This is a genomic window from Methanococcoides sp. LMO-2, from assembly GCF_038432375.1.
In the GTDB taxonomy this organism is placed as follows: domain Archaea; phylum Halobacteriota; class Methanosarcinia; order Methanosarcinales; family Methanosarcinaceae; genus Methanococcoides; species Methanococcoides cohabitans.
The window spans coordinates 61,513-73,587 of sequence record NZ_JBCAUS010000002.1; the positions used below are offsets into that span (position 1 = coordinate 61,513).

The 12,075-nt window shown below is 45.2% G+C and carries 9 protein-coding genes and 1 tRNA gene; 3 read left to right on the forward strand and 7 right to left on the reverse strand.

Translation table 11 applies throughout. The features are described 5' to 3' along the window. Positions 1–9 precede the first annotated feature (9 nt). From WOA13_RS00480 to WOA13_RS00490, 3 genes are all read right to left on the reverse strand, one after another. Positions 10–1,299, reverse strand: a complete 1,290-nt coding sequence (locus tag WOA13_RS00480; protein WP_342126043.1) for a 4Fe-4S binding protein — start codon at positions 1,297–1,299, stop codon at positions 10–12. After that, positions 1,296–3,650 carry a CoB-CoM heterodisulfide reductase HdrA2 gene (hdrA2, locus tag WOA13_RS00485; RefSeq protein WP_342126044.1) on the reverse strand — a complete coding sequence of 785 codons (2,355 nt, stop codon included), beginning with the start codon at positions 3,648–3,650 and terminating at the stop codon, positions 1,296–1,298. Before hdrA2 ends, WOA13_RS00480 begins: the two co-directional genes overlap by 4 nt. Positions 3,651–3,752: 102 nt before the next feature. Next, positions 3,753–4,100, reverse strand: coding sequence for a hypothetical protein (locus WOA13_RS00490; RefSeq protein WP_342126045.1), 348 nt, complete (start codon positions 4,098–4,100; stop codon positions 3,753–3,755). A 107-nt stretch (positions 4,101–4,207) separates the two neighbouring features. On the opposite strand from WOA13_RS00490, the gene WOA13_RS00495 reads away from it, so the two are divergent. Beyond that, a tRNA-Val gene (locus tag WOA13_RS00495) sits at positions 4,208–4,284 on the forward strand. A gap of 367 nt (positions 4,285–4,651) precedes the next feature. Here the strand turns inward: WOA13_RS00495 and WOA13_RS00500 are convergent. Both WOA13_RS00500 and WOA13_RS00505 read right to left on the reverse strand, forming a co-directional pair. After that, positions 4,652–5,017 (reverse strand): DsrE family protein, encoded by a 366-nt coding sequence (locus tag WOA13_RS00500; RefSeq protein WP_342126046.1) that lies wholly within the window; start codon positions 5,015–5,017, stop codon positions 4,652–4,654. A gap of 281 nt (positions 5,018–5,298) precedes the next feature. Further along, the gene (locus WOA13_RS00505; RefSeq protein ID WP_342126047.1) at positions 5,299–5,970 is read right to left on the reverse strand and encodes a hypothetical protein; all 672 of its coding nucleotides are present in this window, start codon (positions 5,968–5,970) and stop codon (positions 5,299–5,301) included. A 320-nt stretch (positions 5,971–6,290) separates the two neighbouring features. On the opposite strand from WOA13_RS00505, the gene WOA13_RS00510 reads away from it, so the two are divergent. After that, positions 6,291–7,529, forward strand: coding sequence for a uracil-xanthine permease family protein (locus WOA13_RS00510; RefSeq protein ID WP_342126048.1), 1,239 nt, complete (start codon positions 6,291–6,293; stop codon positions 7,527–7,529). 32 nt (positions 7,530–7,561) lie between these two features. Then, positions 7,562–8,257, forward strand: a complete 696-nt coding sequence (upp, locus tag WOA13_RS00515; protein WP_342126049.1) for a uracil phosphoribosyltransferase — start codon at positions 7,562–7,564, stop codon at positions 8,255–8,257. 220 nt (positions 8,258–8,477) lie between these two features. Here the strand turns inward: upp and WOA13_RS00520 are convergent, their stop codons facing one another. Next, entirely contained in the window at positions 8,478–9,146 is a 669-nt protein-coding gene (locus tag WOA13_RS00520; protein ID WP_342126050.1) for a DUF2238 domain-containing protein, read from the reverse strand. Positions 9,147–9,516: 370 nt separating this feature from the next. Continuing rightward, on the reverse strand, positions 9,517–11,406 hold the full coding sequence (gene acs / locus WOA13_RS00525; RefSeq protein WP_342126051.1) for an acetate--CoA ligase: 1,890 nt from the start codon (positions 11,404–11,406) through the stop codon (positions 9,517–9,519). Positions 11,407–12,075: the final 669 nt, after the last annotated feature.

The window sequence follows — 12,075 nt, forward strand, 5'->3', positions numbered from 1 at the left end:
CATTTCATTTCATTTCTGAATTGACCGGTGGACCTCTTCAGCCTTGCCTTTGTTCAGTATCCTCCTGAACTTCGGTTCAGTGATGGAATCCTTTGCTTTCTGCATCCTTTCAGAAACCTTTGCCATCATTTCTTCATCGACATCAGGGAACGCGATGTCCACATGTTCTTTCAGAGGCTCGGGTTCGACTTCAAGTGCCCTGGACAGGTCCGGTCGTTTCCTTTCCTTTGTCAGCAGTGAATCGATGGCATCTTTCCACTCTGCTGCCCAGGGCGTGTCAGGTATCTCAGTGTGATTCACCTTGCTGCGTGCGACTTTCATAACATCCACAGGACAGGCATTAACACATGCTCCGCAGTAAGTGCAGAGGTCGTGTACTGCTGCGATCTTCTTTCCGTCCTCAGGAACGTACCAGAGGTGTGAAGGGCAGATGTTGAAACATGCATGACAGCCCTGCGTGTCGCATTTCTCAACGTGTTCATCGACAAGGACAAGTTCGCCTTCGAACGGCTTGACCAGGTCGACCGCGTCATAAGGGCATACAGCATCACACCAGCCACAGCGTGTGCATTTGTCATCGTCAACGGTGACATGTCCTGAGACAACTGGCGGTTCGCAGGGACGCTCGCCCTTGACCTTGATGGCATTCTCGGGACATATATCCTGGCAGAGCATACAGTAATCGCACATGTCTTCGTCAACGATAAGTTGCTCGAATGGCATGGGGTCGGTCGGTGTCGCTTCCTTTTCCAGCATTAGGAAGGCATCACAGAAATACGCACAAATGCCGCAAAGGTTACACTTATCGGTGTCTATCTCGATCTCGCCTTTGGCGTTCTCCTTCAGTGGTGCTATCTCTTCCTTTTTAGGGAATGTGTATTCCAGTTCAATGGCATCCTCCGGGCAGGCTGCTTCACAGAGAGAGCAAGGGACACATTTCTCGTTCATCTCGACCTTGTACTCCAGTACAGGGAAAAGCTCCTCTTCAGGGAAATCTCCTTCAGTCCGCATTTCCAGCGCTGTTACCGGGCAGAAGTTCACGCACATGGAACAGAAGGTGCACTTCTCAAGGTCCATCATCACAGGCGGTGCGTCCATGCCTGTGGCTATTTCCTTGATGGGTCCGAGCTCCAGTGCCTTTGTGGGACAGATCCTTACACAGATCCCGCATCCCATACATCGTTTGTAATCGTAATCAAGCGTCTTTTCAGACCTGTCGGAGACCAGCTTGTAAAGAATGTGGTTGTCCTGTATGTCCATCTCCCTTGAGACTTCCATGGGCTTCTCTTCGTCGGTCATTCATTTACCTCCGGCAACTCTGAGCCAACAGGGCCAAGTTCGGTCAGTTCGTCAACGAAATCCTCTATGGTCTTTGCAAACTTGTCGCCTTCTGCTGCGGATATCCATTGCAGCTTCAGCCTTGCCGGGTCCAGTCCCATCTCGTCGAGAACTTCTTTCAGGTTCTCCATCCTGTGCTTTGCATCATGGTTTCCGAGTATGTAGTGACATTCATCGAGACGGCAGCCGGTAACGAGCACTCCGTCAGCGCCTACCTGCAGTGCTTCCAGCACAAAGTCCGGGTCCACGCGTCCGGCACACATGAGTTTGATGATCCTTACGTTAGTAGGGTACTGTATTCTTGATGTTCCTGCAAGGTCGGCTGAACCATAGCTGCACCAGTTGCAGAGGAATGCGATGATCAGAGGAAATTCGTCTTTTACCTCAAGGGCTGCCCTGATCTGTGCTATGATCTGCTCATCAGTGCTGTGGGGCATGGTGATCGCATCTGTGGGGCAAGATGCACTGCATGAACCGCATGTCTGGCAGGAGATCTCATCGACAACCGCCTTGCCTTCTATTACTTTGATGGTATTGAAATTACAGGTATCTTCACATATACGACATCCGATGCATTTTTCAGGATCCACGTGTGCACTGAACGGGTCATTCTTAAGCTCGCCCTTTGCCAGCAGGCGGGTGGACCTTGCAGCAGCTGCACTTCCCTGTGCGATGGATGTCTGGATCTCCTTTGGACCTGAGGCACAGCCCGCGATGAAGACGCCGTTTATGTGTGCATCCACAGGTCTCATCTTGGGGTGTGCGATTGAAAAGAACCTGTCAGGCCTTTTTGAGAGGTTCAGCATCTTTGCTATCGGATCTGAAGTTGTGCTGGCTTCCATTCCGGTTGCCAGGATTACAAGATCGTAAGGATCCTCACGGATGGCACACTCAAGTGTGTCCTCATAGCGAAGCTGCATCTGGCCCTGCGGGTCAGGCTGAACTTCTGCAACCTTGCCGCGGATAAAATTGATTCCCATTGATTGTGAGCGTACATAGTATTCCTCATACATCTCGCCGGACGCACGTACATCAATGTAATGGATCGTAACATCACAATCCGGATAGCGTTCCTTTATCATCTGTGCGTTCTTCATGGAGGACATGCAGCATACTCGTGAGCAGTATGGGTTGCCGACGGTCTCGTCCCTGGAGCCGACACACTGGATGAAGGCGACCTTCTTAGGCATCTCTCCGGTGGATGGCACTACAACCTTGCCACGTGTTGGTCCTGATGCATTGAGCAGTCTTTCCAGTTCCATATTGGTCAGGACATCCGGATAGACGCTGTAACCATACTCCTCTTTGCGTTTTGCATCGAATCCCTGGTAACCCGTGGCAACTATCACAGCCCCGACGGTGAACGAGAACTCCTCTTCCTTCATTTCATAATCAATAGCATCTGCCGGGCAGGCCTGCTTGCACAGTCCGCAGCCAACGCAGAACTCGTTGTTGATGTAAGCCGACTGCGGGACGGCCTGCGGAATAGCCATGCTGATGGCCTTTACCTTGCCAAGGCCGCTGTCGAACGGGTTTGGTATCTCCACAGGGCAGACATTGGAGCACTGGTCGATACATCCCTTGCAGCGGTCAACGATCACGTATCTGGAGCGCTGGATGCCTTTTACTGTGAAATCCCCAACTGAACCGGAGATGTCAGTGATCTCGGCATAGGTCCTCATCTCGATGTTCGGATGGTTCTGCACGTCCGTCATCTTGGGTGCCAGCACACAGATGGAGCAGTCATTGGTGGGGAAAACCTCATTGAGCAATGCCATCTTACCGCCGATGGTGGGTTCCTTCTCCACCATGTGGACGTGCGTTCCGGCATCTGCCAGCGTCAGGGCTGCCTCGATACCGGCAACACCGCCTCCGATGACAAGGACGTCCTTGTTCGCCTTGTACGTGCGGATCTGCAAAGGCTGGAGCAGCTTCAGCTTTGCAACTCCCATTTTGATAAGATCGAATGCCTTTTGGGTGGCCATACTCTGGTTGTGCATGTGCACCCAGGAGCACTGCTCACGGATGTTCGCGATCTCCAGGAGATACGGATTGATACCTGCTTTCTCGAGAACCCTCTTGAAAGTAGGCTCATGGAGTTTCGGAGTGCAGGCTGCGACCAGGATCCTGTCAATGTTGTTTTCCCTGATATCCTCGATCAGTTGTTCCTGCCCGAAGTCAGAGCACATGAACTGGATGTCTTTCACAAGGGCGACATCCCCCATCTCCTCGACCTTTTTGTGCAGTGCATCCATGTTGATGACACTTGCAATGTTCAATCCACAGTGGCAGATATATACTCCGATTCGCATGCGATAGGCTTCCTCTTGAAGGTTTGTTAATATATGAGGTAATTATGGGTGTGGAATTATGAAATTCCAAATTTATTATTAATTGTTACTAAACATCAACTATTATAAGTTACATTTCTTTCCAATCCCACTGCGGGTAAACATATCCCTTATATCCTGTGCAACTGCAAGATCCTCATAGGCTTCCTGAGCTGCTTCCGGACTGGGGAACATCCTGTAAAAAACGCAATCCAGCTTACCGTCCTCGCTTGTGGTAACTACACGCATATCATGTCCATCCACAGGCATCCATATAACGATCTGTCCCATCTCCTCATTGTAGTTGAGATCAACCTTGAACTCCTCAAGCTGCTTACTCTGCTGCACTATCTCAGGTTCTTCATTATTATCGGTCATGCTACCAACGTATGCACTACTGATTATTAATGGTTGTGATTCATTCCTGCACATCCCCGGCCCTACACAAAAACATTATATATGACTAATGCTATTATGGGGTTGCACATCCCACACCACTAAGATTGTGGCGGATACTGATGTGCATTATTAGCAACATTGGGCCCGTGGTCTAGTCGGTTATGACATCGCCTTTACACGGCGGGGGTCGTGAGTTCGAATCTCACCGGGCCCACCACAATCTTGTTCTTTTGGTTTTCGTGATGAAGAGCCGTTGGTCTGTATTGATTTCTCTAACGATTTCATCTGTTTTTCGAGGGATGTCAGGCGGGTTTCAAGGTCGGAGTTATCACATTTTTGCATAACTTTTTTGTCACCATCAAAGTTCTTGTCGAGAGATATTACAAGCAAAGGAATTCCATTGTTATCGATTTCGAAAAAATGAGCCGTTTCTCCGATTAGATGTGAATAGGACTTTGGTAGTCGGATCAGTGGATATGTGGTATCGAACACATACAGAAAATGAGTACTTACACTTGAAATACCATACATTAAGAATTCGGCCTTATGCAATATTCAGGTTTGAGTCCACATCATTGATCATATCATAGCGTAACGATCAGTTGTCCTTCACTACAGTATTCCAGAAGCATCTCTGCTATCTCATGCGACTCGATAAGCTCAATACCAGGAATAAGCTCTTCCTCTTTCATTCCTATAATGGATGCTCCAAGTTTGCAGCACTTGAATTGTACACCCTGTTCCATGCATTCCCTTATCTTATCATCGTAGGCAGGAGATCCGCATTTATCAGCTTTTCCAAGGATGACTCCCATCGGCCCGAATATGATAACAACAACATCAAGACCTTTATTGCGATAGTAATTTGCAAACCGAAGGGTTTCCATGGGGCTGGTACTTTCGTAGACCATGTTCTTGAGAAGCAGTAATACTTTTGTAACTTCTGTCATATTTACTCCGTTTCTGTGTGCTTCAACAATCGCGTTTGTAGCGAAGATTAGTTAAGCGCTTTCATTGATGAAGGCACAATAAGATGATTGGTACTATTGTAGTAATTAATTGATGGGATGATCATATCATCAATTATGAATGTCCGGCTCTGTCGAAATCCTCAATAATAGAGCACAACTAATATCAGCAATAATCCGAAAAGCACTTTTAGTTGCTTGTATATTTGACATTTTCAACCTATTAATAGTAAATTTTATAGAAATTTTACAGAGCCATAATGTTAGAGATTTAAGAATTCGTCTTCAATTCTTTCAATGCCTTTGTCACCGTCTATGTTAAATTGATAGCTCAGCATACGCTTAGTAATAATACCTTGGTTAGCTGCAAGATTGACGGTGAGAGTGAAGACTGGAATGGGTTCATTAGAAGTACCATCATTTATTATAGGAGAAACAGAAGCTTTTCCTTCAATATTCCAAGGCCATCGAGAGCTACATTTCAAAAAATGAACGTATGTACTTGGAATCCATTTACCTCCAACATTTGGATTTTCAGCTCCGTAGTTAGTTATAATTTTAAAAATGACATCAAAACAATTAATTCCAAACAGATTGTCCAATTTCCACTGAATCTTATCAGATTCCCCTTTTTTACTATTAACATAGTTTGTCCAATTACTGTCTTTTTTTGAGAACACATGTAGGGCAGAATCATCTGCATCTATTGTAGGTTTACCTGACTTTATTATCTCCCATGTTAATTTGGATGCAATCATTGTTATGTCAGGTATTGGTAATTCAGGTACAGAAAAATAAGAGGGTTCGAGAATATGTTCATCTTTTTTTGCTTTATCATGGATCTCCTCAATGGTTCCCTTTCTTCTCGAGACTTCTTTTCCATTAATTAATAGAGTTTCAATATACTTTTCATCAATTTGGTCTTCACTGCTCATATAAGTCACTCCCAATTTTTAAAATAAATACTCTCTTTATTTAAATATATTGTATAACAATAAACTTTTTTATATCTGTCTTTATTTGTAAAATTGTAAGTTGGTTTTCAAGGGATTCGAATATTATTTCGAGGTATGGGTTGGAGATTGTCCAATTGACATTTCTATCGAAATCTTCGTCAAGTGATATTATGGATAAAGGGTGAAAGTTAAGAATAAAGAACAAATTTACTATCTCAGTTTATCTGTGTATTTATCATTCTATAAAAAGTTCGAATATTCCCCATCTATCAACCCCCTTTACTCTCTGGAGCTAAAAAATGAAACGGATCGTTCTAGGATTTCAACACGTACTGGCGATGTTCGGAGCAACCATCACCGTCCCGCTGGTGGTAGGATCTGCCATCGGAATGCAGATCTCGGAAATTGCCGTACTGATACAGGCCGTCCTGCTTGCCATGGGCGTGGCGACCCTTATGCAAACGTTCTTAGGTTCTAAGTACCCCATCGTCCAGGGCTCGAGCTTTGCATTCATTCCCGGCATTATCGCTATCGGTTCCGGAATGGGTATGGCTGCTGTCCAGGGTGCCCTGATAGTTGGGGGAATTATCGAAGGTATCACCGGCGGACTTTCTCTGATCGGCAGGTTGAAGAGACTATTTTCACCCCTTGTTACCGGTATCACGATAATGCTAGTAGGTTTTTCTCTTGCTCATGTTGCCGTTAAATATTCTGTCAACTTCTTTGTGGATCCGGCCGGAACTTCCATATTCCCCTCATTGTTTGTGGCATTTTTAACTTTCACAACCACCATACTGATCTCCCTGAAGGCAAAAGGGACCTTAAAGGCAATGCCTGTAATTTCGGGTGCACTTGTGGGTTACATCATAAGCATACCACTCGGACTTGTGGACTTCAGTCTTGTCAGGGAACTGCCGTTCTTCAGCCTTCCGAAACTGATGCCATGGGGAACACCCGTATTCGACATAAGCGCAATAATCATCCTGCTGTTCGCCTTCATGGTCAGCATCATTGAGAGTGTTGGAGACTATCATGCGATCTCGACCATAGCAGATCTCCCGATCGATGACAAAAAGGTCAACAAAGGAATTGCTTCCGAAGGATTTTCCTGTTCAATTGCCGGTATATTCGGAGCATGCGGTACCACCAGTTATTCTGAGAACATAGGTCTTGTAGCACTGACAAGGGTCTCAACCCTCCAGGTGGTGCAGATCGGTGCAGGAATACTTATTCTACTTTCATTGATACCAAAGTTCTCAGGCCTGCTTGCAACCATCCCTGCACCGGTTATGGGAGGATTGACAGTGGCACTCTACGGTATGATAGGCGTCACCGGCCTCAAGCTGATAAAGGATAAGGTCGAGCTCAACGACAGGAACACACTGATACTTGCAAGCTCACTGGTCCTCGGACTTGGTGCACCACAGCTTCCTCCGGAATTCCTGGCCCATTTTCCACAGATCGCTGGAAGCATACTGGCATCAGGAATGGCAGTGGGGGCAATATGTGCCATAATCATGGACCAACTGTTAAAATAACGTTAATCTACAAAATAAATTGAGGAAAATGCATGTTCAAAGACGAAAGATGGGAGGGAGTCTATTCATTCGAAGATTCCCCATACCTTATGGAGATACTTACAACACTCAGGTCAAAGCAGACAAAGAACATTAAGTTCAGGAAAGGTCTTGTCAAGCTTGGCAGGTACATGGGATATGAGCTCACAAAAACAATGGATTTCGAGAACATCAGGATAGAAACCCCCTTGGAAGGAACCGATGGTGTGGCTCCGGGCGACAGGGACCATGTGCTGATAATAACTGTTCTCAGGGTCGCAATTCCTCTGATGGAAGGCCTCCTTAAGACATTCGAGAACGCAAAGGTGGGTATTGTTTCAGCTTCCAGGGGAAAGGCCCCGGACTTTGAAATCGACATGAGCTATACAAAGATCCCACATATAACCTCGAAGGACACAATGATCATCTCAGATCCTATGATCGCCACAGGCTCTACTCTCCTGAAAACGGTCAAGGAACTGAAGAAGTTCGGAAACCCCAAAAGGGTCATAATTGTCGGTATTCTTGCAGCTCCTGAGGGTATAGATGCAATCAAGAAGGAGCTTCCGGAAGTGGAGATATACGTCACAAAGATCGACAGGGAGCTTAATAAGAAGGGCTATATCCTCCCAGGACTTGGCGATGCAGGCGACAGGGCATATGGAGAGCCGTTGGACATATCCCTGCCTCAGATGCACAATCTTGAGTGAAGATTGGTTTTGTAGAATATCTACAAACCATTTAATTTTTAGAAATAAGTTTGTTTAACAATCAGTAATAGTGCTCCCAATTGTCTTGTGCACGGCAAAACAATGAGGAGCCTTTCATATTATTTTCTATTTTTAATCATGACTTTAGGGTTCCACTTACATCCGTTTGTCCAACGAAATTAAAAAAAGGATATATAATCCCTAATAAAATCAACACACATTATTTCCTGAACAGCCGAGGGTTCCGTTCGATAAACTTTCTTTCCGCATTCTTGAAAAGATTGACATGGATATCCTTCTTCAGATACAAGTATCCCATTGTAGACATCAAGAATGCACTGGCTGTTTCGACGATCAGATCCCACATCGTATCCACAAGCCCTGATTTTTGCATATTAAGCCCGAATAATCCATCCATTACATATTCAAATATCTCCCAGATTGCTCCAAACGATACTGCGATGCTGAACGAAAATAATGCTATGAAAAAGGGGCTTAGATTTACTTGATGTTCAGAGTTCAAAACATATACCAAAATAAAGCCAAGTGCTGGAAAGATTATACCTAAAGATGTGTGGAGGAAGAGGTCCCACCACCAGAATATTTCGAAATACTCTCCGTATTCACCCAACATGAGAGATGCATAGATATAGAGCATGATCAGTACTTCAAATTCGTTGGGGAACTTGAACTTGTACCTTTTTTCGATTAGACTTGGCAGGAAGGTCACAACCAGAACATATATGAAGAAACCTAAGTGCATCCAGTTACCCGTCAATGTTGCCACTATGCATCCTATGATCAACATCAATCTAAATATTGTAGATAGCCAGAATGCAAACTTGTCAACTCCATCCATCTCAGCCCTATTCATGAGTATCCTTTCCAAATCTACTGCCCATCGTGTCTTGAAAACTCGTTCTCAATATAGATATTTATACGTATATCTATGGTCTTTTAACCTACTTAATAGTTTAATCATCGATAACTGTAATCGCATTAAAAAATTAATTTTATACAAAAAGTTAAAAAAGGGAGTTTTCATTCACTCAAAAGAAGAGGGGTAGCGACAGATTTATTCATCTGTCCTCGGTTCCTCCGCAATTCAATTTCTCTGAAGTTTGTGATGAAGAGCTTTGGTTTTGCTGTTTTGAATCTACTATTGAAGCTTCCGTTCTGCTGTCAGTGAGGTGTTGAGCGAAGCTCACCACCTCGGTCCACGCTCCAGAAGCGAGATCTGGAGCTGGTGATCTGGCGCGTCAATCCTCCAACGTGGATACATCCCCCGGATCCATTCCAAGTTCCTGTGCCTTAAGCAATCTCCTCATGATCTTTCCGCTACGAGTCTTTGGTAGCGAATCTACGAATTCGATCTCAGAAGGCATGGCAATTGGTCCCAGGTTCATTCTTACATGATACATGAGATCAAGCTTCAATTTATCAGAAGATGTGAAGCCCATTCGAAGTATGACGAAGGCTTTGATGGAATCCCCCTTTAGAGGATCAGGCTTTCCTATTACAGCGGCTTCGGCCACAGCCTCATGAGAAACAAGCGCACTCTCGACCTCTGCACTGCCGATGTTATGACCGGCAACGATAAGGACATCGTCGGAACGGCCCTGTATCATGATATAGCCATCCTCGTCCTTTACGGCAAGGTCACCTGCACTGTAGTAGTTCTGGATTGTCGTCCAGTACTGACGATATCTTTCATCATTACCATGAACTGTCCTCATCATGGAAGGCCAGGGTTGTTTTATCACAAGGAAACCACCTGTTCCTGCCGGCACCGGATCGCCATTCTCGTCCACAACATCAGCGATCACACCAGGTATGGGTCTTCCAGTGAATCCCGGTTTCATGGGTTCCCCAACTGGTGTGGTAAGCATGTGCATACCTGTTTCGGTTTGCCACCAGGTATCCAGAATGGGGCATTTCTCCTTGCCGATCACACGATAGTACCACTTGAACGCTTCCGGGTTCAGAGGTTCGCCAACCGAACCCAGGACCCTCAGGGAGCTCAGGTTGTACTTTCCGGGCCACTCTTCACCCATTCTCATGAACATGCGTATCGCTGTTGGTGCCGTATAAAAGACGCTCACATCGAACTCCTCTATCATGCTCCACCAGACACCCGGGTCAGGATGGTCGGGTGTTGTCTCTGAAATGAGGATCGTCGCACCCATGGAAAGAGGGCCATAAACAATGTAACTATGCCCTGTGATCCATCCCGGATCCGCAGTACACCACATGACATCGTTCTCTTTCAGATCCAGAATGTTCTTTGTAGTGTAGTAAGTGCCTACCATGTAGCCACCACAGGCATGAACTATCCCCTTGGCCGGACCGGTTGTTCCGCTGGTGTAAAGAATGAACAGAGGATCCTCAGAGTCCATCATCTCGGGCTCACATTCCTTATCAACATCTTCCATTATCTCATAGAAGTCAACCTCTATCTCAGAAAAGAGTTCCATTTGCGGTGTCATCCTTCTCAGGACCACTATCTTCTCAACACATGAGGCATTGACCACAGCTTCATCCACAAGGGACTTAAGATCAATGCGCTTACCACGCCGAAGGCTTGCATCCGCAGTAATGACGATCTTTGCCTGTGCATCCTTTATCCTGGAATGCAATGCTTTGGCACCGAATCCTCCGAATACCACACTATGGATCGCACCTATACGTGCACACGCCAGCATTGCCACGATCTGCTCAGGAACTTGTGGCATATATATGCAGACCTTGTCCCCTTTCTCAACCCCCAGGGACTTGAGACCATTGGCAAATCTCATGACCTCACGGTAAAGCTGACGATAGGTGACAACCTGTTCTTCTCCTCCATCGCCTACCCAGATCATTGCGACCTTGTTCCTTTTCCCATTGAACACATGCCGGTCAAGGCAGTTGTAAGTGATGTTCATCCTGGCATTGGTGAACCATTTTGCATAAGGATGGTCCCATTCCATCACCTTATCCCATTTTTCGAACCATTCAAGTTCCTCTGCAACACTTTCCCAGTGTTTTTCAGGGTCCTTAAGAGATTCACTATAGACCTTTTCATAATCCTGCATCCAGGAATTTTCTTTTACCGATGGATCAGGAAGATAGCTCTCATTGTCCAGCTTAACATCAAAATTCTCAGACATGTTCTCTCTATTCCTAACTATTATTCATTAGATATTTCACATGACCTGACCTCGGTTCAGGTCATTGAACTCAGCTTTGGAACCATTCAATAATATCCATTAGGCAGAGAATTCTGTCGATGGTTATGGATGTCAATGGAACCAAATAAGGAAGAGATAGTGAAACCAGAGGTTAATAGTTCCCATCCATCATGAATAATTATGATGGTTATATTTATCTCTTGTGGTCATTTGATGAACCAAAAAAGATTAGGTATGGATGTTAAAAAACTAAAAAAAGAATCGAATAAAAACTATAAAAGAATGACCTTCCTGAGTATCATAGGTCTGGATCTGACCAATATTATTCCACTCCCTTTTCCCTGAATTTGGGGGTGAATCCTTTGTTTTTGTGATTTTTTAATTTATGATTGAAGCTCCCATTCCACTTCCAGTGAGGTGTTGAGCGAAGCTCATCACCTCGGTCCGCGCTCCAGAAGCGAGATCTGGCGTATGCAGAAGCGAGATCTGGCGTATGCAGAAGCGTGATCTGGCGTGTGCAGAAGCGAGATCTGGTGTATCTGGCGTGTGTTCAAACAGAAAATATATATTTTAATAACAAGTTTTTACTAATACTTCTAAATTAAATTTATGCAAATGGCCAAATAGTATTTTGGTTGAAAAGCCATC